Consider the following 21940-nt stretch of genomic DNA (forward strand, 5'->3'; position numbering starts at 1 on the left):
GATGGACGGGTGCACGGTCGGAGCCCGGACGGGCTGTCGTCGCGACGAACACTCAGGAGGCCAGGTGACCGACGCCGTCGGACGGGGCACGCTGCTCTCGGGGCGATACCGGGTCCTGCAGTCCCTGCCGACCTCGCTCCCCGGGTCGAGCGCGTGGACCGCCACCGACCAGATCCTCGACCGCTCCGTCCACGTGTCGATCATCGCCACCGGGAACGTGTCGCAGGCGCTGGACGCGGCCCGTCGTGCAGCGCTCGTCGCCGACCCTCGGCTGGTGCGCATCCTCGACGTCGGCGACCACGACGGCGTGGGCTACGTGATCAGCGAGCAGGTGAGCGGTCCGTCGCTCGCCGAGCTCGTCGCACAGGGACCGCTCGCGGCCGACCAGGCGCGGGCTCTCATCGGCGAGGCGGCGAGCGCCCTCGAGGTCGCCCGCCGTCGCGGCGTCCACCACCTTGCGCTGCGCCCGTCGGCCCTCCACGTGACCGCGTCCGGCGGCGTCGTGCTCACCGGGACCGCGGTCGACGGCGTGCTCCTGAACCTCGGGATCGGTGATGCCCGGTCGACCACGCGCGCCGACACGGTCGGGCTCGTCCGGCTCCTGTACACGGCGCTGACGGGCCGGTGGCCGAGCGACCCGGCGACCGGGGAGCTGCTGTCCTCCGGGGTCCAGGTCGCGCCCGTCGTGCAGGGCAGCGCGGTTCCACCCGCCGATCTCGTCGCCGGCATCCCGAACGACCTCGACACGTTGTGCGCCGTCACCCTCGGTCCGAACGACGACGGCCCGCACAGCCCGGCAGAGCTGGTGGACGAGCTGGAACCATGGGGCGCACTGCGGCCCGGCGAGCTGCTCGGGCGCGGGGCGGCAGACGCCCTCCTCGACGTCCCCGCGGTGCCGGTCGTCGCCGCGCGCCCGACCGGAGCGGTCGAACGCCAGTCCGTCCGCTCGACCTTCGAGTCCGGTCCGTCGGCGGGTGCCGACCGCCCGGGCACGCCGCCTCCGGCGATCCCGCCCCGGACCAGCCCACGTCGCCCCGACGTCACCGCTCCGGCGGCGACCCCGGCATCGTCCATGCCCCCGTTCGCCGCGGCGTCGGCGGGAGCGACCCCGTCACCTGCCCCCGGGACCGGCGGCGGGTCCGGACCGGGCACCACCGGACCGGGCGCCGAGGCGCCTCGACCGGTCGGCACCGCGGGCACCGGAGGCCTCCCCCGGCCTTCCCGCCGAGCCAGTCCCGACGGACGCCCGTGCTGCCGCAGCCGACGGGTGCCGCGCCCGCGCCCGACGCGGCGATCTTCGCGACCCCGCGGGCGTCCTTCGACGCCCTGGTCGCGGAGGACGACGCTCCGCTCGCGGTCCGTCGCTTCGACCCGACCCGTCTCGTGCTGGCGATCGTCACGATCGCGGTGCTGATCGGCATCTACATCGCACTCAAGGGACTGTTCTCCCCCATCACCGCCCCGACCGCCGGCTCGGTCCCGATCCCGGGTGCGACGACCCCCACCGCAACGGCGAGCGCGTCACCGACGGCCTCGGCGCCGAGCACCACCCCGACCTCGGCGGCTCCGTCCGGCGGCGCACCCGTGATCGCGTCGGTCGCATCGGTGAACCCCCCCTCCGGGAGACGGACCCGAGCACCCGGACATCGTGGGGCTGGCCATCGACGGCAACCCGGCCACCGCCTGGACGAGCAGCACGTACGCGCAGGCCGACATGGGGGGCAAGCCCGGGATCGGGTTCGCGATCACGCTCACCAAGAAGACGACCGTCACCGCCGTGACGCTGCACATCAACGGTTCCGGCGGGAACGTCGAGGTCCGCGCGACGGACGCCGCGAACCCGACGACAGGCCCGGTCCTCGCCTCCGGGCCGATGGGCCCGGACACCGTGCTGACGTTCTCGAAGCCCGTCGAGACGCAGTCGATCATGCTCTGGTTCACCCTCCTGCCGCAGACGGCCGACGGGAGCAACCGGGTCGAGATCAACGAGGTCTCGGTCTCGTGACCCACGCCGTACGGTGACCCACCCGGTCTCCTGACCTACGCACGCCCTGCCACGACCGCCCGCACTGCCGGTGCGGGAACACCCGCCCCCGAGAATCCGTTGACGCGACCAGGACCGCTGTGGGCGGTCAAGGCCACCGGAGCACGAACCGAGAACGAGGACTGACCTGTGAGCGAGTCGACCACCACCACGTCCCACCGCAACCTGATCGTCGTCGGGTCGGGCCCCGCGGGCTACACCGCGGCGATCTACGCGGCTCGAGCCGGGCTGGCCCCGCTGGTGGTCGCCGGCTCCGTCACCGCCGGCGGCGCTCTCATGAACACGACCGAGGTCGAGAACTTCCCGGGGTTCCCCGAGGGCATCCAGGGTCCGGAGCTCATGGAGAACATGCAGAAGCAGGCGGAGCGGTTCGGTGCCGAGGTGATCTGGGACGACGCGACGTCGCTCTCGCTCACGGGAGCGGTCAAGACGGTCGTGACCGGTGGTGGCGACACCTACACCGCCGACGCGGTGATCCTGGCGACGGGCTCCGCCTACCGCGAGCTCGGCATCGACGACGAGAAGCGGTTGTCCGGTCGTGGGGTGTCCTGGTGCGCGACGTGCGACGGGTTCTTCTTCCGCGACCAGGAGATCCTGGTGGTCGGCGGCGGTGACTCCGCGGTCGAGGAGGCCACGTTCCTCACGCGGTTCGCGTCGAAGGTGACGATCGTGCACCGGCGCGACCAGCTCCGCGCGTCGAAGATCATGGCCGACCGCGCGTTCAACGACCCCAAGATCTCGTTCGCGTGGAACAGCGAGATCGTCGCGATCCAGGGTGACCAGAAGGTCACCGGCGTGACGCTGCGCGACACCCAGACCGGCGCCGAGCGGGACGTACCGGCCACGGGCGTCTTCGTCGCGATCGGTCACGTGCCGCGTACCGAGCTGCTCGTCGGCCAGGTCGATCTCGACCCGGAGGGGTACATCCTGGTCGACGGTCGCTCTACCCGGACGAACCTCCCCGGGGTGGTGGCCTGCGGTGACGCGGTCGACCACACGTACCGTCAGGCGATCACGGCGGCGGGTTCGGGTTGCGCGGCTGCTCTCGACGCCCAGCACTACCTGGCCGACCTCGCCGATCGCGCAGTCGAGGTCACCGCAGCACAGTGACCGACGTGCCCGACGGGGTGGTGGCGGAGGCGGACGAGGCGACGTTCGGCACGCTGGTCCTGGAGGCGAGCGGTCCGGTGCTGGTGGCGTTCTCCGCCGAGTGGTGCGTGCCGTGCCGCCTGGTCGACCCGGTCGTCGCCGAGCTCGCCGCGACCTACCGCGGACGGCTGCGCGTCGTCCGGGTCGACACCGACGCCCACCCCGGGCTCGCCACCACCCACGGGGTCGACTCGATCCCGAGCCTGCAGGTCTTCGCGGCGGGGTCGCTCGTCCGGACCGTGGTCGGGGCGCAGCCGAAGCCGGAGCTCGTGGCGCTCGTCGAGGGCGTCCTCGCAGCCGGCTGACCTGTCCGCAGCGTGTGCCATGACGTCGTGGCTGTCCGGCGACGTGCGACACTCGGGTGGTGATCGACCAGCCGACGCCTGATGCGGTGACGTCGGGCCCCCGCCCCCCGACCGCCGGGACACGTCTGGATCCGTGGCTGTCGTCGTACGCCGAGCGCACGCACGGCATGCGCGCCTCGGAGATCCGCGCCTTGTTCGCCGTTGCCAGCCGACCCGAGGTCGTCTCCCTCGCCGGGGGCATGCCCTACCTCGAGGGACTGCCGCTCGACGCGATCGGGGAGATGGCCCAACGCGTCATCGCGACGCGCGGGACGACGGCGCTGCAGTACGGCTCCGGTCAGGGTGACGAGACCCTGCGCGAACAGATCCTCGAGGTCATGCGACTCGAGGGCATCGTCGCGCATCCCGACGACGTCGTCGTGACCACCGGCTCACAACAAGCCCTTGATCTTGTGACGCGCCTGTTTGTGAACCCTGGGGACGTGATCGTCGCCGAGGCTCCGAGCTATGTCGGTGCCCTCGGAGTCTTCCGCGCCTACCAGGCCGACGTCGTCCACGTCCCGCTGGACCAGGACGGGCTCATCCCGGAGGCCCTCGAGGACGCCCTCGCCGGCCTCGCGCGCTCGGGCCGACGCGTCAAGCTGCTGTACACGGTCCCGAACTTCCACAACCCCGCGGGGGTGTCGCTGTCCGCCGAGCGCCGTCCGCGGATCCTCGAGATCGCCCGGCGCTACGGCGTTCTCGTGCTCGAGGACAACCCGTACGGGCTGCTCGGGTTCGACGGTGACCCGGTCCCGGCCATGCGGTCGCTCGACGAGGACGGCGTCATCTACCTCGGGTCGTTCTCGAAGACCTTCGCCCCCGGCTACCGGGTGGGGTGGGCCGTCGCACCCCACGCGATCCGCGAGAAGCTGGTCCTCGCGAGCGAGTCCGCGATCCTGTGCCCGTCCAACGCCTCCCAGCTCGCCATCAGCGCCTACCTGGCGACCTGCGACTGGCGCGGGCAGATCAAGGCCTTCCGCGAGCTCTACCGGGAGCGTCGTGACGCGATGGTCGGGGCGCTCTCGGAGCACCTGCCGCGCGCGACGTGGACGGTTCCGGACGGTGGCTTCTACACGTGGGTCCGGTTGCCCGAAGGTCTTGATGCCAAGGCGATGCTCCCCCGCGCGGTCACCGCGCGCGTCGCCTACGTTCCCGGGACGGCGTTCTACGCCGACGGACAGGGCGCCGACCACATGCGCCTCTCGTTCTGCTTCCCGACTCCCGAACGCATCCGTGAGGGTGTCCGGCGCCTGGCGGGCGTCATCTCGAGCGAGGCCGATCTCGTCGACCTGTTCGGGGTGTCTCCCGGGGACGTCGGGACGACCGTCGAGTCGCCGTCGCCGGACCTCGCATGAGCATCACCGCGAAGCCCCGCGTCGCCGTCCTCGCCGGCGGGCTGTCCCACGAACGCGACGTCTCGCTTCGATCCGGTCGCCGGGTGGCGGAGGCGCTGCGCGGCGTCGGCATCGAGGTGAGCGTCCACGACGTCGACTCCGACCTCATCCCGGCCCTCACCGAGCTGCGTCCTGACCTCGTCTGGCCCCTGCTGCACGGCGCGAGTGGTGAGGACGGCTCGGTGCGCGACGTCCTCGAGCTCCTCGAGCTCCCCTACCTCGGCACGGATCCACGCGCGTCGCGGATCGCCTGGAACAAGCCGGCTGCCAAGACGGTCGTGAGCCGGGCCGGTCTCACGACCCCGCCGTTCGTGACGCTGCCACAGTCCCTCTTCCGTGACGTCGGCGCGGGCCGGGTACTCGAGGCCATCACGACGCGGCTCGGGCTTCCGCTTGTCGTGAAGCCGGCCGAGGGGGGTTCGGCGTTGGGGGTCAACCTGGTGACGCGTGCGGAGGACCTCCCGCGCGCCATGGTCGACTGCTTCTCGTACGGCGACACGGCGATGATCGAGACGGCGGTTCTCGGCGTCGAGCTCGCGGTGAGCGTCGTGGATGAGGGCACTGGGCCGGCAGCACTGCCGGCCGTCGAGATCGTGACTGACGGCCCGTACGACTACGACGCCCGCTACAACCCCGGGCGCACCGAGTACTTCGCCCCGGCGCGACTGACGTCCGACGTGGCCGCACGCGCCGCCGACGTCGCCGTGCTCGCGCACCGCGTGCTCGGCCTCCGGCACATCTCCCGCACCGACCTCATCGTCGACGCCGCGGGTGGCATCCACTTCCTCGAGGTGAACGTCGCGCCGGGGATGACCGAGACGTCACTCCTCCCCCAGGCGGCCGAGGCGGCCGGCTACCACCTGGGTGACCTCTACCGACGGCTGGTCACCGTGGCGCTGGGGTCGGCAAAGAGCTGAGGCCGACCTGACCCTGGTAACGACCGGGGTTGGTCAACGGCCCGGGTTGGTCAACGATCGAGGTTGGTCAACGGCCCGCTCTCGCGCCGGGCTCCGTCGCGGCCGCACGCCAAGCGGGCCCTCTGTCCGACCCGGTGCGACATCCCTCCGCGTGCACACCCGGTCCGCCGCCCGCGGACGGAGTCAGCCGATCGCGTGATCGTTCTTGAGGAGCCCCGGGTCGTTCGGCGCCAACGTCTCGAGGATCCTGTTGAGGTCATGGACCGACGCGAACTCGACGGTCAGGCGACCCTTGGTCTTGCCGAGGGCGATCTTCACCCGCGTCTCGAACTGGTCCGACAACCGTGCCGCGAGGTCGTCGAGGGCGCTGTTGCGCTCACCGGCGCGGGGCCGCCGCGGTGCGGCCTTCGGCTCGGCGTCCCCTCCGAGCGTCACGATCTCCTCGGTCGCACGCACCGACAGGCCTTCGGCGACGATCCGCTGGGCGAGCCGTTCGATCGCCGCACCGTCGACGAGACCCAGGAGGGCTCGGGCATGACCGGCCGAGAGCACGCCGGCCGCTACGCGGCGCTGCACGAGCGGCGGCAGCCGAAGGAGGCGGATCGTGTTCGAGATCTGGGGGCGCGACCGATGGATCCGAGTGGCGAGCTCCTCGTGGGTGCAGCCGAAGTCGTCGAGGAGCTGCTGATAGGCCGCGGCTTCCTCGAGAGGGTTCAGCTGACTCCGGTGGAGGTTCTCAAGCAGCGCGTCACGGAGAAGGGCCTCGTCCTCGGTGTCGCGCACGATTGCCGGAATGGTGTCGAGGCCGGCCTCGATCGAGGCGCGCCACCGGCGCTCGCCCATGATCAGCTCGTAGGAAGCGGCGCCGTCCTCGCTCGGCCGCACGACGATGGGCTGAAGGACTCCCACCTCGGTGATCGACCCGACAAGTTCCGCCAGAGCGTCCTCATCGAAGACCGTGCGTGGCTGCCTCGCGTTCGGCCGGATCGCCGAGACCGGGATCTCCGCGAAGTGCGCACCTGGCACAGGGAGAAGCCCGGTCGACGTCGGGTGTGCCGCGTCGCCGGCTCCCGACCGTGTGCCGTCGCCCTCGGGAGCGGACGACTGGCCGTTCCCGCCCCCCGTGGCCTCGTCGGCGGCAATGCCTGTCGTTGTTTCACGTGAAACGACGATGGCGTGCTCGCCAGAAAGCGCGGCATCCTCACGCTCCTCGACGACCAACGGCCCGCGTGCGCGCGCCGCTGCAGCACCCTGGTTGTCCGGGAAGAAGACGTCAACGGGGCGTTGCGCATCGCTCCCCGAAGGGATCAGCGCACCGAGTCCCCGTCCGAGTCCGCGCCGCTTCTCGCTCACTGGTCCTCCTGATGACTACCCGGCTCGAGACGTTCCTGTGCGTGTTGATCGTGTGACGTCGATGCTGCCACCGCGAACGGCCCGTGCGGCGATGCCGGCGCGTGTCGTGTGCTCGCCTGCTCATCGGTCGACGTCTGTGGGCGTCCCTGCTCCGTGAGCTCTCTGGCCGCCTCGAGATACGCGAGCGCTCCTGTTGAACCCGGGTCGTAGGTCATGACGGTCTGGCCGTAGCTCGGCGCCTCGGAGATGCGGACCGAACGCGGCACCGTCGTCTTGAGCGTGACCTCGGGGAAGTGCTCCCGAACCTCCGCCGCGACCTGCTGGGCGAGGTTGGTCCGTGCGTCGAACATCGTGAGCAGGATCGTCGACACGTGCAGCTCGGGATTCAGGTGCGCCTGGATGAGCTGGATCGTCTTCAGCAGCTGGCTGAGCCCCTCGAGGGCGTAGTACTCGCACTGGATCGGGATCAGGACCTCGTGTCCGACGACGAAGGCGTTCACGGTGAGCAGTCCGAGGCTCGGTGGACAGTCGACGAGCACGTAGTCGATGCGTGCCTGGCCAGTCGCTGCCCGATGCTGGAGATACGCGTCGAGCGCGTTCCGCAGCCGGGTCTCTCGCGCGACGAGTGAGACGAGCTCGATCTCCGCCCCGGACAGGTCGATCGTCGCCGGGACACAGAGGAGCCGCGGAACGTCGGGGCACTGCTGGACGGCCTCAGCCATCGGTGCGCCGTCGACCAGTACCTCGTAGATCGACGGGGTCCCTGATCGGTGCTCGACGCCGAGCGCGGTGGACGCATTCCCCTGCGGGTCGTTGTCGAGCACGAGGACGTTCAGCCCGGACTGGGCGAGGGCCGCGGCGAGATTGACGGTCGTTGTCGTCTTCCCGACGCCGCCCTTCTGGTTGGCGATCGTGATCACGCGAGTCTGCGCGGGTCGGTCGAACTGCCGACCGGAGAGCCGGATCCGTCGCTGAGCGTCCAGGTGCAGCTGCGCAGCGAGGGGGGGTCGACTCATCCACTGCAGGAAGGCTCTCCACCAGCGCCGCGCGACGCGCCTCCTCGTGGTGATCGTTCGACGTCGTCACGGACCGCACCCCACCGTTGTCGTTCGCCCGCGTGCCCTGCCCGTCGTCACTCACCAGCCACCACCCGTCGCGTCATCTTGTCCTGCCGTTCCCCCACGGGCGGAACCTCCGCGGGTCGTCCGAGCCGCCAAGTGCTGTTCGCGCTCGTTCCACGTGAAACATCGCCCCGGTCGTGGCGTTCACCTCAGCCAACCGTCCTGGTCCGCACGCGCCCGAGTGTCGGGTACCCCTCGCGCACGACGCCACCGCAGACCACTCGACGTCACGAGCCACGGCGACGAGACTCGCGCACAGTCTCTCTCACGATCCTCACGATCGTCGTCTCGTCCACACCCTTGACGGTCGCCGCGCGAAGCACCTCTGCGCGCCCGCCGCCGAGCGCGCGAATCTGCTTCGCGGCCTTCTCCACCTCGGCGGGTGCTGCCTGCCCCTTGATCGCCAGGAGCTGTCCGCCGGCCCGCAGGAGAGGGAGAGCCCACTGAACCAGTCGGTCCAGCGGCGCAACGGCGCGCGCGGTGACAACGTCCCCTTGCAGGGATCCGTGGAGATCCTCGGCTCGAGCACGCAGAATCTCGACATTGGTGAGCCCGAGTTCCGACACGACATCGTGCAGCCAGATCGTCCGCCGATCCATGGACTCGACGAGGACGACCTCCAGGGTCGGACGCATCGCGGCGATGACAATCCCGGGGAGGCCGGCGCCCGAGCCGACGTCGATCACCCGGCCGGACTCCGGGAGGTACGGCACGATGGACGCCGAGTTGAGCAGATGACGCTCCCACAGGATCGGTACCTCGCGGGGACCGATCAGTCCACGAAGCACCCCCTGATCAGCCAGGAGCTCCGCAAAGCGGGAGATCGTCGGAAGCGACACCCCGAGGAAGTCCGCCACAGCAGGATCGTCAGCTCGGCTCACACACACTCCTGCATCTGGTTCGACTTGTCTGGACAATCCGCCGTGAAGGCCTGCACGGCCGACGCGAGGCCGCTCCACGTCCGGTCCAGTCACGCGCCGGCGCGTCCCGACCGAGCGCACTCCGGGAGCCGCGCGCCGCGCGCCGCAGTCCTCTCGGTGCCGACGAGGTTTCACGTGAAACACAGTCTTTCATGCCGGCCGGTGTCCTCGGGCACCAACATCTTGCGAAGACGAACGGGCACCCTCGTGAGTGCCCGGCCGCCGTGCACCCATGGGACTCGCTGACGTGCGGGCCGAGGTCGACAGCGCGACTCCGGTGACAGCGCCCTCGTCTCACCGGCCCGTCCCCGACCACCGGAGCGCCCAAGGCGCCGTACCAGACCGGCCGCCGCCATGCCCCGCCGAGGCAGACCGCATCCCGTGGCTCGAGACGCGCTGCGCCTCCATGGGAGGAGCAACGACGAGCCCGTCGTGCTTCACTCCCATAGCGCTGGACCCGGTACTTGATGTCTCATCGCATGGCTCGTCGACACATCGGGTGGCAACCGCGCCGCGCGCCGTCGCCGTCATCAGGCAACTGTGCGGGCACTACCCAGACCCGTCACTTCCTCAGCCGACCCCCGCGGGATGCGGTCGCGCCGATGTGATCTCTCACACCACCGGTCACTGAGACGGCCTAGAGCTGCGCGCTCCGGTGTCCAACGAGCGACCAGCACGCCCACGACCACGACCGCGAGCTCGACCGCGAGCTCGAGCTCGAGCAACGCTCTCGTCTCCATAGCGGCCCGCTGACCGGCTCACACCCCGGATCGGGCCTGGCCACGGCTCCACTCGTCCAACGACTTCCGCATTCCCTGTTTCACGTGAAACGTCAGCGAACGGCCACCTACCTCACGCTGCCACACGGGAGGACGCTGACTCGCGGCGCCCCTGAGAGGATCCCCGCTCGGCGCACGACCTACGCGTTCCCACCGAGAACCTCGCCGTCGGCCGACCAGCCTCGCGCTCCTCCGCCCAGTGACACCCGCGGCAACCCGACGGGTCCACTCCCCCCAACGGACGTCTGCACCCGCCCGCGCGTCGACGCGGGCCCCTCGCGTCGACGAACGCCATCGGACACTCGCACGACGGAGCCGGACGCCTCAGGAGTCCGGACGTCCCAGAGTCGCCTCGGGTGCTCGGGGGAGCATCGCGATGGGTCCACCAGCCCTGTTGGCCGACCCCATCCCATCTGGATCACCACGGCGAACATCAGCCCCGCGCGCCGACGCCGACGTCATGGTCAGAACGTCCGTTCCACGTGAAACATCCACCTGCCGACCCGGTCAAGACGGACCCGCCACGCGGCGGCGGGAGGGTCCCGGACGTTGTCTCACCACGCACCGCACCGCGACCTGGGCGCGACGCCGCCCGGGAGCTCGACCACGGCGCGGTGCCGACGGGGAACGCCCAGGACACGGCAACGTCAGGCGGGCCGCACCACGACGTGCCGCATCGGCTCCACACCGTCGGAGTCGCTCACGAGGCCGGCATCTGCGACGGCATCGTGCACGACTTTCCGCTCGAACGGGTTCATCGGCTCAAGGGCGACCGACGCACCGGTCTCCCTGACCTGAGCGATCGCCGCCTCAGCGACCTTGACGAGCTCGACGCGGCGACCGGCGCGGTAGCCCGCGACGTCGAGCATCAACCGACTCCGCTCACCAGTCTTCGCCTGCACGGCCAGACGTGTCAGCTCCTGCAGCGCGTCCAGGACCTCTCCGTCCTTGCCCGCAAGGCGTCGCAGTGCCCGCTCGGACCCGCCGTCCGCGACCACCGCGACCGCAGCCCGGCCGTGCTCGATGTCGATGTCGATGTCGCCGTCGAGGTCCGCGATGTCGAGGAGCTCCTCGAGGTAGTCGGCGGCGATCTCACCCTCCTCTTCGAGGCGACGGGTCGCCGGCGGTTCGACGGGAGTGGTGCCCTGCTCAGCGGATGCTGCCATTGCTTGTTCCTCCTGGCATGGCGCACGACCTCGTGGTCAGCGCTACTTCTTCGGCTTGGTGGTACCCGTCGAGCCGGCCTCGCCGTCGTCCGGGTCCGATGACTCCTCCGACATTCCGCTGTCGGTCGACGGTCCCTCACCCGGTGCCCGCTTCTTCTGGCGGTCCTTGCGCTTCGGCTGCACGCGCTGACCCCGGGCCGGCTCCTCGATCGCCGGAAGCTCCGGACCTGCGGAGACCTGACCCTGCACCTTCCCCTTGCGTGCCTGGCGCTCCTTCAGCATCCGCTCTGCCTCGGATCCCGGCGCCGGCATCCGGCGGATCGTGTAGAACTGCTGCCCCATCGACCAGACGTTCGTCGTGGTCCAGTAGATCAGCACACCGATCGGGAAGTTCACGCCCGAGAACGCGAAGACCAGCGGCAGGACGTACAGGAGCATCTTCTGCTGCTGAGCCATCGGACCCTGGAGCGCCGACGCCGGCATGTTCTTCATCGTGAGCTGGCGTTGCGTCGTGAACGTCGTGATCGACATCGCGACGATCAGCAGGATCGTGACGAACCTGACGTTCCCCGCGAGCGAGCCGAGGTCCGCCGCCTTCACGAACGTCGACGACAGCGGTGCTCCGAACAGGGTGGCCTTCTCGGCCTGGGAAGCGAGCTCCTTGGTCATGACGCCGATCGGGTCCTGCTGACCGGAGGCGATGTTCTGCAGACTGTTGAGCACCCGGAAGAGAGCGAAGAAGATCGGGGACTGCGCCAGGATCGGCAAGCATGACGCAAGCGGGTTCGTGTTGTGCTTCTTGTACAGCTCCATCGTCTCGCGGCTCATCGCCTCACGAGATGCGGGGTCAGACTTCCCCTTGTACTTCTTCTGGATCGCCTGCATCTCCGGCGCGAGGAGCTGCATGCCTCGCGACGCGCGGATCTGCCGGACGAACAGCGGGATCAGCATCACCCGGATGACGACGACGAGGCCGACGATCGACAGCGCCCAGGCGGCGCCCGACGCCGGGTTCAGACCGAGGATGCGGAACAGCGCATGGAACTGCACCATGATCCATGCGACCACCCATTCGATCGGGTAGAGGATCTTGAACAGGTCCATCAACTAGCTCCCTCAAGTCGGTCCGGACCGCGGCTCTCTGCCGCGCCCGTCAGGCTTCACACGAGGCGCACTCGCTCACGCCTGTCGATCTCATGACACGTCTGCACGACCCCGCGACGTGGGTTCCTGCGGCACAGTCTCAACCATGGGAGTGCCCTCCGGGGAATCCGCTCCGGACGACCCGTCGTTCACGTGCCCGTGACGGTGTTCGCGAGCGACCTTCTCCGGCACGTCGTCCACACCACCGGCGCTCCACGGGTTGCACCGGAGTACTCGCCAGACGGCCATCGGCACCCCCCGGAGCAGGCCGTGCCGCTGCACCGCGATCACCGCGTACTGCGAGCACGACGGGTAGTACTTGCAGGTCGGCGGCGTCATCGGCGAGATGTACTTCTGGTACCCGCGCAACGCCAGGATGATGAGCTGCCCGGGGATCCTCACCACCACCCGCATCACCGCGACAGCCCGCGCTCCCCCGGTCCGCGCTGTCATCGCAAGCCCCGACGTCGTGCGGCGGTGCGCATCGCACCCTCGAGGTCGCCCTCGAGCTGAGCGAAGGTTCGATCGGCGCTCGGTGGAAGGGCGCGGACCACGATCCCGACGTCGGCGGGAAGCTCGTCGAGGTGCCCGTGGACCGCCGCTCTGAGCCGCCTCTTGACGAGGTTCCGCGTCACTGCGTTCCCGACGGCCTTGGACACGACGAAACCGACCACCGGACCAGATCCGGGGTCGGTTCGCGTCATCATGTGCACGACCAAGCTCTCACGTCCCGCACGAGACCCGGACCGCACCGCCCGCTGAAAATCAGCCGAGCGACGCATCCGGTGCCGGGCGGGGAGCACCGAGAGGGTCAGGCCGAGAGTTCCTCGCGGCCCTTGCGCCGACGAGCAGCAAGGATCGCGCGGCCGGCACGGGTCCGCATACGCAGGCGGAAGCCATGGGTCTTGGCCCGGCGCCGGTTGTTCGGCTGAAAGGTCCGCTTGCTCACGAGTGTCTCCAACTGCTTCGGGGAAGTAGCACCCGTCCGTACGGACGCGTGCCAGGTCTGTTGGCCCCGAACGTCGTCCTCACCAGCGGTTCGCGCACGTCATGCGTGCGAGTTCACGGTGCCTGCGGCGTCCGAGGACGCGCGCGCTGAAGACGGCGCAGAAGGGCCTCTCAACATTACGCTCTGCCGAGAGCGGCGGTCAAACCAGCTCGATCACCGTACCCGCACCCCGCCGGGCCGGGACCCGCCCGACCACCCCCGCCATCACTCCGATGCGTCACCCGAATGGCCGGTGCCAGACCAAGGATCGGAAGGACTACACTCCCCAGTGGCGAGAGTTGTCCACAGATCCGAGGGACGAAAACCCCTCTGCCGCCGTCCCCACCACACAGGTTGTGGATAAAGGTGTGGATTACCGGTGCGCGTGCGAGACTGCAGCCTGACGAACGATCAGGGCGGCGAGGTAAACAGTGTCTCCACAGGACGACCAGATCCCAGCGATCTGGGACAGAGCGGTCCGCGAGCTGCAGGACAGTCCTGACATCACCCCTCGCCAGCTCGCCTTCGTGAAGCTCGCCGTCCCTCTCGGTCTGCTCGACGGCACGATGCTTCTCGCGGTCGGGAACGACCTCACCAAGGAGTACCTCGAGACCCGCGCGCGGGTCGAGATCACGTCGGCGCTCACCGAGGTCCTCGGCCGCGAGGCACGGTTCGCCATCACGATCGACCCCGACGTCGCTCCGGTCCAGACGACCGACCACACCTCGCGACCCGCACTGACCCACGGCGACACCGCGAGCACACGCACCGCCGAGGCCCACGAACGAACCCCGTCGAACGGCTCGACCCGCCCGGACTCCGGCTCCTCCACCTATCCGAGCCGCGAGCAGTTCCCGGACGAGCGCCCTCGCTCGCCGTTCTCCACCCAGCCGGTCAGCAACCGGCGTCCGGCCGCCGAGCCGGCCCGGCTCAACAAGAAGTACCTCTTCGAGACCTTCGTCATCGGCTCGTCCAACCGGTTCGCCCATGCCGCGGCCGTCGCCGTGGCCGAGGCGCCCGCGAAGGCCTACAACCCGCTCTTCATCTACGGCGACTCCGGGTTGGGCAAGACGCACCTCCTGCACGCGATCGGCCACTACGCACAGAACCTCTACCCGAGCGTGCGCGTCCGGTACGTCAACTCCGAGGAGTTCACGAACGACTTCATCAACTCGATCCGCGACGAGAAGGCCGGAGCCTTCCAACGGCGCTACCGGGACGTCGACGTCCTGCTGATCGACGACATCCAGTTCCTGCAGGGCAAGGAACAGACGATGGAGGAGTTCTTCCACACCTTCAACACGCTCCACAACGCGAACAAACAGGTCGTGATCACCTCCGACCTGCCGCCGAAGCAGCTGAACGGCTTCGAGGACCGCATGCGATCGCGGTTCGAGTGGGGACTCATCACCGACGTCCAGCCGCCGGACCTCGAGACCCGCATCGCGATCCTTCGCAAGAAGGCCGGCAGCGAGAACCTCCAGGCTCCCGACGACGTCCTCGAGTACATCGCCTCGAAGATCTCGACGAACATCCGCGAGCTCGAGGGCGCACTCATCCGCGTGACGGCATTCGCGAATCTCAACCGCCAGCACGTCGACCTCTCGCTCGCCGAGATCGTGCTCCGCGACCTCATCACCGACGACAACGCCGCCGAGATCACCGCCACGGCCGTGATCGGGCAGACCGCTGCGTACTTCGGGCTGACCATCGAGGACCTCTGCGGCTCGTCGCGATCGCGCGTCCTCGTCACGGCACGCCAGATCGCCATGTACCTGTGCCGGGAGCTGACCGACCTCTCCCTGCCGAAGATCGGGCAGGCGTTCGGCGGCCGGGACCACACGACCGTCATGCACGCCAACCGCAAGATCCGCGAGCTCATGGCGGAACGGCGCTCGGTCTACAACCAGGTCTCCGAGCTCACGAACCGCATCAAGCAGCAGCAGCGCGGCTGACGCGTTCCGTCGAGAGGTTCAATGCGAACCTGAGAAATCGATGGGACGACTGTTCACACCTGTGGGTAAGTCTGTGGACAACGGTGGACAACTGCCCCATGCCATGTGGACATCACCCCACCTACCGGTGAACACCGCAGCACGGTGCCCCGACCGTCCACTGCTCCCCACAGCACGACCGGAGCGCCGTCCCCCGACCGTCCACACGACGATCTCCCGCCTGACCTGCAACATCACCGACGATCCACAGAACACACACCTGCTACTACGATGACGAACATTCTTGTCGGAAGAGATCCACAACACCGTCATGGGGGCTTGCGCGACCAGGGTCATACACCGGTCATGATCGGTACCGATGGCTCCCTCACTCGCGTAGTCTTCGCTGCAGCCCGTGACGTGCCGTTGCCGTCGGGCGTCGAAGAAGGGGTGTCTGATGAAGTTCCGCGTCGAGCGTGATGTCCTGGCCGACGCCGTCACCTGGACCGCCCGAACCCTGCCGAGCCGACCCCCTGTCCCGGTCCTCGCAGGCGTACGCATCGAGGCCGACGCCGCTGGCACCCTGCACCTCTCGAGCTTCGACTACGAGGTCTCGGCACGGTCCGAGATCCCTGCCGAGGTCTCCGAGCCCGGCGTCGTGCTCGTGTCCGGCCGACTCCTGGCGGAGATCTCGCGTGCGCTGCCGGCGAAGCCCGTCGACGTCGTCCTCGACGGCTCGAAGGTCACCGTCACCTGCGGCGCCAGCCGGTTCACCCTCCTGACGATGCCCGTCGACGAGTACCCCGCTCTGCCGGTGATGCCCTCGATCAGTGGGACCGTCGACGGCGACGAGCTCACGCAGGCGGTCGCACAGGTGACCGTCGCCGCGAGCCGGGACGACACCCTTCCGCTCCTCACCGGAGTCCGGATGGAGATCGAGGGCGAGAAGATCACTCTGCTCGCCACCGACCGGTACCGCCTCGCGTTGCGCGAGCTCACCTGGCGGCCGGCCACACCGGACATGTCGGCCGTGGCACTCGTGAGGGCCCGGACGTTGTCGGATGTCGCGAAGTCTCTCGGCGGCTCCCAGACCGTGAACATCGCCCTTGCCACCGGGACAGGCATCGATCTCATCGGCTTCGAGGCCGCCGGACGGCACACGACGTCGCTGCTCGTCGACGGCGACTACCCCGCGGTGCGCCGGTTGTTCCCTGACGAGACCCCCATCCACGCGGTGGTCTCGACGCACGCCCTCGCCGAAGCGGCCAAGCGCGTCGCGCTCGTCGCCGAACGGAACACGCCGATCCGCCTCAGCTTCACGCAGGGCCAGGTCGTCCTCGACGCCGGTCAGGGGGACGACGCCCAAGCGTCCGAGGCGCTCGAGTCCGTCCTCGTCGGTGAGGACATCTCGGTGGCGTTCAACCCGCAGTTCCTCCAGGACGGGCTGAGTGCACTGACCACGACGTTCGTCCGGCTGTCCTTCACGCACCCGAACAAGCCGGTCGAGTTCACCGGCCAGGAGACGCTCGACGGCGAAGACGCCTCGGACTACCGCTACCTGCTGGTTCCGATCCGTTTCGCCAGCTGACGACCGTCGTAGGTGCTCGAGGAAGGGACAACCATGCACATCGGACTGGTGGGTCTGGGCAAGATGGGCGCGAACATGCGCACCCGTCTGCGCAACGCCGACATCGACATCACGGGGTACGACAACAACCCGGATGTGTCCGACGTCCCGTCCCTGGCGGCACTGGTCGAGGCCCTTCCCCCAGGTCGCCGCATCGTGTGGGTCATGGTGCCCGCCGGCGCGGTCACCCGTGTGGTCGTCACCGAGCTCGGCACGCTCCTCAGTGAAGGCGACATCGTCGTCGACGGTGGCAACTCGCACTTCGGCGACGACGCGGTCCACGCCGCCGAGCTCGCGACGAAGAAGATCGGCTACGTCGACGCCGGCGTGTCCGGTGGCGTCTGGGGCCTCGCGAACGGGTACGGCCTCATGGTGGGTGGTTCCGACAGCGACGTGGACGCCCTCATGCCGGTGTTCGACGCGCTGCGTCCCGAGGGCCCGCGTGACGAGGGCTTTGTCCATGCCGGTGCCGTCGGTGCCGGGCACTACGCCAAGATGGTGCACAACGGCATCGAGTACGGCCTCATGCAGGCCTACGCCGAGGGTTTCGAACTCCTCGACGCCAAGGACATCGTCACCAACGTCCCGGGAACCTTGAAGGCGTGGACGCGTGGCACCGTCGTCCGGTCCTGGCTGCTCGAGCTGCTCGTCAAGGCTCTCGAGGAAGATCCCGAGCTCGCCGAGATCGAGGACTGGGTCGAGGACTCCGGCGAGGGTCGCTGGACGGTGGACGAGGCGATCGACGCGGCCGTTCCGCTCCCGGTGATCTCTGCCGCGCTGTTCGCCCGGTTCTCCTCCCGCCAGGGTGCGTCCCCGGCGATGAAGGCGGTCGCCGCATTGCGTCAGCAGTTCGGCGGGCACGCGGTGAAGCCCGCTTCCCCGCCGGCCTGACGGCGTCGTCCACCACCACTGCGGTGTATGTCTCCCACCTCTCGCTGACCGACTTCCGCTCGTACCGGACGGTCGAGCTCCCGCTCGAGCCCGGAGTGACCGCCCTCGTCGGGCCGAACGGGCAGGGCAAGACGAACCTCGTCGAGGCCGTCGGATACGTCGCGACGCTCGGGAGTCACCGAGTCCCGACCGATGCCGCGCTCGTGAGGGCGGGATGTTCCCGTGCCGTGGTGCGTGCGAAGGTCGTCCGGGGTGACCGGACACGTCTGGCGGAGATCGAGATCACCTCCGGCAAGGCCAACCGCGCGCGGATCAACGGGTCGCCGGTGCCGCGGGTGCGGGATGTGCTCGGTCTCCTCCGCACGGTGCTGTTCGCCCCGGAGGATCTCGGACTCGTCAAGGGGGACCCCGACGGGCGTCGTCGGTTCCTGGATGATCTCGCCGTGCTCGTGACACCGCGCATGTCGGGGGTGCTCGCGGACTACGAGCGCATCGTCCGGCAGCGCAGCGCCCTGCTCAAGTCTGCGGCCGCCGCCTCGCGCGGAGGGATGGACCTGCGCACGCTCGATGTCTGGGACGCGAAGCTCGCCCGGAGCGGGGCAGAGATCCTCGCCATGCGGATGGCACTGGTCCGCGCCCTCGCCCCGTACGTCGCACACGCGTACGAGCAGGTCAGCTCGGGTCAGGGAACTGCAGAGATCTCCTACCGGTCGTCGCTCGACGCGACGCTCGTCGATGCCGAGGACAGTCCTGCAGGAGTGCCGTCCGGTCCTGTTCCACGTGGAACCGTCACGGCCGACCTGCTCGAGGCTCAGCTCATGGACGCCATGGGTCGTCTCCGGTCCCGGGAGATCGACCGAGGTGTGTGCCTGGTCGGCCCGCATCGTGACGATCTCGTGCTCACCCTGGGGGGTCTCCCCGCCAAGGGCTATGCCAGTCACGGTGAGTCGTGGTCGTTCGCACTGGCCCTTCGCCTCGCGTCGTACCGGCTCCTCACCGACGGGATCGCGACCCGACCTCACGACGACGGACGACCCTCCGACCCGACCACCGGGCTCACCGCGGCATCGAACGAGGCTCACGACCTGTGGATAGCGGACCTCGGAGACGACGGTGAACCGGTCCTGATCCTGGACGACGTGTTCGCTGAGCTCGACGTGCGGCGCCGGGACCGGCTCGCCGAGCTCGTCGCCCCGGCCCGTCAGGTCCTCATCACCGCGGCCGTCGCCGACGACGTCCCGGAGAGGCTCGAAGGTGCACGCGTCGACGTGATGGACGGTGCGGTCACCCGTGTCCGCTGACCGACGTCATCCGCCCCGCGACTCGGCCGACGATCCGGAGCTCGACGGGATCCCCCCGGTCCCGGCCGACGACGGCCTCCCGGTCGGTGAGCTCGTGGACCTCACCCCGCCGGCGGAGGTCGCGCGCGCGGCGCTGAACCGAGCGCGAGCAGCGGCGCAGGCGCGGGGTATCCGACCAGGTCAGGAGGCACGTCGACGGACGCCTCTCGATCCTCCGCGGGGATCACCGGGCCGTGACGGGCGGGATCCGCGGCTGGTCGGGGAGAATCTCGCCGCCCTGCTGCGGGACCGCGGCTGGGTCCAGGACGTCTCGGTCGGCGGGGTGATCGGCCGCTGGAGCGAGGTCGTCGGGAAGGAGATCTCGGACCACTGCACACCCGAGAGCTTCGAGAACGGTGTCCTCCTGGTGCGCGCCGACTCGACGGCATGGGCCGCGAATCTCAAGGTGCTCGCGTCGCAGCTCCTCCGCCGGCTGGCCGACGACGTGGGTGAGGGCGTCGTGAGCGAGGTGAAGGTTCTCGGACCGGTAGGGCCCGGGTTCACACGTGGTCGGCGCAGTGTGCGAGGGCGAGGACCGCGCGACACCTATGGGTGAGATCCACAGGGGTCGGACAGTTGTGCCATCGAGGACGTCCGAGACGATCCGACAGGTAGACTGTGAAGGTCTTTCTCGGCGCGCTGGCGCCAGGAATCCCGGTGTGTTGGGGTGATCCGTCCTGACGGAGCCCTTCCGAGCGTGTGCGAGAACTTGAGGAGTACCACGACCCGTGGCTGAACAGAGCTCCACCACCGATCTTCCCGGCGATGGTGGATACGACGCCAGCGCCATCACCGTCCTCGAAGGCCTCGAAGCCGTCCGCAAGCGACCGGGCATGTACATCGGCTCCACGGGCGAGCGCGGACTGCACCACCTCGTGTACGAGGTCGTGGACAACTCGGTGGACGAGGCCCTCGCCGGCTACTGCGACCACATCGAGGTCACGCTCCTGTCCGACGGCGGTGTGCGAGTCGTCGACAACGGCCGCGGCATCCCGGTCGGCATCGTCGCGAGCGAGGGCAAGCCGGCCGTCGAGGTCGTCCTGACGGTCCTGCACGCCGGTGGGAAGTTCGGCGGCAGCGGTTATGCCGTCTCCGGCGGTCTGCACGGGGTCGGTGTCTCCGTCGTCAACGCCTTGTCCACGACGCTGGACGTCGAGGTCCGCGTCGACGGAAGTGTCTGGCGGCAGTCCTACCGGGACGGCGTGCCTCAGGCCCCGCTCTCGCGCGACGAGGACGCCGACGGTACCGGCACCATCATCACCTTCTGGCCGAACGGCGACATCTTCGAGACGACCGACTTCGACTTCGAGACGTTGCGCGCGCGCTTCCAGCAGATGGCGTTCCTCAACAAGGGTCTCCAGATCAGCCTCACGGACGAGCGGCCCGAGCACATCGGCACCGAGGACGAGGTCACGGGCGAGGACGACATCAACGTCGGAGCGGACGGTCGCACGCCGTCGAACGCCCACACGGTGACCTACCGCTACGACGGTGGTCTGGTCGACTACGTGAAGCACCTCAACTCGTCCAAGAAGGTCGACGTGGTGCACCCCGAGATCATCGACTTCGAGGCCGAGGACCTCGAGCGTCGGATCTCCGTCGAGATCGCGCTGCAGTGGACCACCGCCTACTCGGAGTCGGTCCACACCTACGCGAACACGATCAGCACCACCGAGGGTGGCACGCACGAAGAAGGCTTCCGCGCCGCGATGACGTCGCTGGTCAACCGGTACGCGCGCGAGAAGAACCTCCTCAAGGAGAAGGACGACAACCTCACGGGTGACGACATCCGCGAGGGCCTCACCGCGGTGCTCTCGATCAAGCTCGGCGAGCCGCAGTTCGAGGGGCAGACGAAGACCAAGCTCGGCAACACCGAGGCCAAGACCTTCGTGCAGCGGGTCGTCAACGACCAGCTCGGCAACTGGCTCGAGTCCCACCCGTCCGAGGCGCGCGACGTCATCCGCAAGTCGATCCAGGCCGCGAGTGCGCGGATGGCGGCCCGCAAGGCCCGTGAGGCGACCCGGCGCAAGGGACTGCTCGAGTCCGGCGGTATGCCCGGCAAGCTCAAGGACTGCCAGTCGAACCGCCCGGAGGAGTGCGAGGTCTTCATCGTCGAGGGTGACTCGGCCGGCGGTTCGGCCGTGCGTGGACGCAACCCGCGCACGCAGGCGATCCTGCCGATCCGCGGGAAGATCCTCAACGTCGAGCGCGCGCGACTCGACCGCGCCCTGGGCAATCAGGAGGTGCAGGCGCTGATCACGGCCTTCGGGACCGGGATCGGCGAGGACTTCGACATCGAGAAGCTGCGCTACCACAAGATCGTCCTGATGGCCGATGCCGACGTCGACGGCCAGCACATCCGCACCCTGCTGCTGACGCTGCTGTTCCGCTACATGCGCCCGCTGATCCAGGGGGCTTCGTGTACCTCGCCCAGCCGCCGCTGTACCGGATCAAGTGGTCGAACGCCGACCACGACTACGTGTACTCGGACCGGGAGCGTGACGCGTACCTGGTCGCCGGCCAGGCCTCCGGAAAGCGGATCCCCAAGGAGAACGCGATCCAGCGGTACAAGGGTCTCGGCGAGATGGACTACTCCGAGCTCTGGGAGACCACGATGTCCCCGGAGCACCGCACCCTGCTGCAGGTCACGCTGGACGACGCGGCCGCTGCAGACGACACCTTCTCGACCCTCATGGGCGAGGACGTGGAGTCCCGTCGGACCTTCATCCAGCGCAACGCCAAGGACGTGCGGTTCCTGGACATCTGATCGGGCGGCCCGGACGGGCCGCACATCGAGCCAGGACCCATCAGAACCACGCGAGACGAG

Annotated in this window: 20 protein-coding genes and 2 pseudogenes; 13 read left to right on the top strand and 9 right to left on the bottom strand. The window is 69.2% G+C overall.

Annotation, left to right across the window (positions count from 1 at the left end):
• Positions 1-64: 64 nt before the first annotated feature.
• Entirely contained in the window at positions 65-1414 is a 1350-nt protein-coding gene (locus LJB74_RS10015; protein ID WP_259308397.1) for a hypothetical protein, read from the top strand.
• A gap of 7 nt (positions 1415-1421) precedes the next feature.
• Here LJB74_RS10015 and LJB74_RS10020 read toward each other — a convergent pair whose 3' ends face one another.
• Complete coding sequence (locus LJB74_RS10020; protein WP_259308398.1) at positions 1422-1547, bottom strand: hypothetical protein; 126 nt, start codon at positions 1545-1547, stop codon at positions 1422-1424.
• A 101-nt stretch (positions 1548-1648) separates the two neighbouring features.
• Between LJB74_RS10020 and LJB74_RS10025 the strand changes: the two genes are divergently transcribed.
• From LJB74_RS10025 to LJB74_RS20855, 6 genes are all read left to right on the top strand, one after another.
• Complete coding sequence (locus tag LJB74_RS10025) at positions 1649-2005, top strand: hypothetical protein (protein ID WP_259308399.1); 357 nt, start codon at positions 1649-1651, stop codon at positions 2003-2005.
• 168 nt (positions 2006-2173) lie between these two features.
• On the top strand, positions 2174-3154 hold the full coding sequence (gene trxB / locus LJB74_RS10030; protein WP_259308400.1) for a thioredoxin-disulfide reductase: 981 nt from the start codon (positions 2174-2176) through the stop codon (positions 3152-3154).
• A 5-nt stretch (positions 3155-3159) separates the two neighbouring features.
• Positions 3160-3498, top strand: a complete 339-nt coding sequence (locus LJB74_RS10035) for a co-chaperone YbbN (protein WP_259308401.1) — start codon at positions 3160-3162, stop codon at positions 3496-3498.
• A 62-nt stretch (positions 3499-3560) separates the two neighbouring features.
• A complete protein-coding gene (locus LJB74_RS10040; protein ID WP_396125226.1) occupies positions 3561-4895 on the top strand; it encodes a PLP-dependent aminotransferase family protein in 1335 nt (444 codons plus the stop codon).
• On the top strand, positions 4892-5851 hold the full coding sequence (locus LJB74_RS10045; RefSeq protein ID WP_259308403.1) for a D-alanine--D-alanine ligase: 960 nt from the start codon (positions 4892-4894) through the stop codon (positions 5849-5851). The genes LJB74_RS10040 and LJB74_RS10045 overlap by 4 nt, the downstream gene beginning before the upstream one ends.
• Positions 5852-6149: 298 nt before the next feature.
• Positions 6150-6389 (top strand): VirB8/TrbF family protein, encoded by a 240-nt coding sequence (locus LJB74_RS20855; protein ID WP_396125227.1) that lies wholly within the window; start codon positions 6150-6152, stop codon positions 6387-6389.
• Here the strand turns inward: LJB74_RS20855 and LJB74_RS10050 are convergent.
• The 8 genes and pseudogenes from LJB74_RS10050 to rpmH form a co-directional block, all read right to left on the bottom strand.
• Positions 6344-7204: pseudogene (locus LJB74_RS10050) on the bottom strand (ParB/RepB/Spo0J family partition protein); the annotation flags it as partial. The gene LJB74_RS20855 and the pseudogene LJB74_RS10050 sit on opposite strands and share 46 nt — an antisense overlap.
• On the bottom strand, positions 7201-8220 hold the full coding sequence (locus LJB74_RS10055; protein ID WP_310650836.1) for a ParA family protein: 1020 nt from the start codon (positions 8218-8220) through the stop codon (positions 7201-7203). The gene LJB74_RS10055 and the pseudogene LJB74_RS10050, both read right to left, overlap by 4 nt.
• A 332-nt stretch (positions 8221-8552) precedes the next feature.
• A complete protein-coding gene (gene rsmG, locus LJB74_RS10060) occupies positions 8553-9389 on the bottom strand; it encodes a 16S rRNA (guanine(527)-N(7))-methyltransferase RsmG (RefSeq protein ID WP_310650837.1) in 837 nt (278 codons plus the stop codon).
• Positions 9390-10671: 1282 nt separating this feature from the next.
• Positions 10672-11190, bottom strand: coding sequence for a R3H domain-containing nucleic acid-binding protein (locus tag LJB74_RS10065; RefSeq protein ID WP_259308405.1), 519 nt, complete (start codon positions 11188-11190; stop codon positions 10672-10674).
• Between the two features lie 42 nt (positions 11191-11232).
• Entirely contained in the window at positions 11233-12294 is a 1062-nt protein-coding gene (gene yidC / locus LJB74_RS10070) for a membrane protein insertase YidC (RefSeq protein WP_259308406.1), read from the bottom strand.
• Positions 12295-12384: 90 nt separating this feature from the next.
• Complete coding sequence (gene yidD / locus LJB74_RS10075; protein WP_310650838.1) at positions 12385-12786, bottom strand: membrane protein insertion efficiency factor YidD; 402 nt, start codon at positions 12784-12786, stop codon at positions 12385-12387.
• Positions 12783-13136 carry a ribonuclease P protein component gene (gene rnpA, locus LJB74_RS10080; RefSeq protein ID WP_259308407.1) on the bottom strand — a complete coding sequence of 118 codons (354 nt, stop codon included), beginning with the start codon at positions 13134-13136 and terminating at the stop codon, positions 12783-12785. The genes yidD and rnpA overlap by 4 nt, the downstream gene beginning before the upstream one ends.
• Before the next feature lie 8 nt (positions 13137-13144).
• Positions 13145-13282 (bottom strand): 50S ribosomal protein L34, encoded by a 138-nt coding sequence (rpmH, locus tag LJB74_RS10085; protein WP_109131294.1) that lies wholly within the window; start codon positions 13280-13282, stop codon positions 13145-13147.
• Between the two features lie 470 nt (positions 13283-13752).
• On the opposite strand from rpmH, the gene dnaA reads away from it, so the two are divergent.
• The 6 genes and pseudogenes from dnaA (at position 13753) to gyrB (ending at position 21880) form a co-directional block, all read left to right on the top strand.
• Positions 13753-15276, top strand: coding sequence for a chromosomal replication initiator protein DnaA (gene dnaA, locus LJB74_RS10090; RefSeq protein ID WP_259308408.1), 1524 nt, complete (start codon positions 13753-13755; stop codon positions 15274-15276).
• 436 nt (positions 15277-15712) lie between these two features.
• Positions 15713-16843 (top strand): DNA polymerase III subunit beta, encoded by a 1131-nt coding sequence (gene dnaN, locus LJB74_RS10095; RefSeq protein ID WP_259308409.1) that lies wholly within the window; start codon positions 15713-15715, stop codon positions 16841-16843.
• A gap of 33 nt (positions 16844-16876) precedes the next feature.
• Positions 16877-17773, top strand: a complete 897-nt coding sequence (gene gnd, locus LJB74_RS10100; protein ID WP_259308410.1) for a phosphogluconate dehydrogenase (NAD(+)-dependent, decarboxylating) — start codon at positions 16877-16879, stop codon at positions 17771-17773.
• Positions 17774-17796: 23 nt separating this feature from the next.
• A complete protein-coding gene (gene recF / locus LJB74_RS10105; protein ID WP_259308411.1) occupies positions 17797-19074 on the top strand; it encodes a DNA replication/repair protein RecF in 1278 nt (425 codons plus the stop codon).
• Entirely contained in the window at positions 19064-19669 is a 606-nt protein-coding gene (locus LJB74_RS10110) for a DUF721 domain-containing protein (RefSeq protein WP_259308412.1), read from the top strand. The genes recF and LJB74_RS10110 overlap by 11 nt, the downstream gene beginning before the upstream one ends.
• A 172-nt stretch (positions 19670-19841) precedes the next feature.
• Positions 19842-21880, top strand: a pseudogene (gyrB, locus tag LJB74_RS10115) (DNA topoisomerase (ATP-hydrolyzing) subunit B).
• Positions 21881-21940 lie beyond the last annotated feature (60 nt).

Source organism: Cellulomonas sp. P24 (assembly GCF_024704385.1).
Lineage (GTDB): Bacteria > Actinomycetota > Actinomycetes > Actinomycetales > Cellulomonadaceae > JAJDFX01.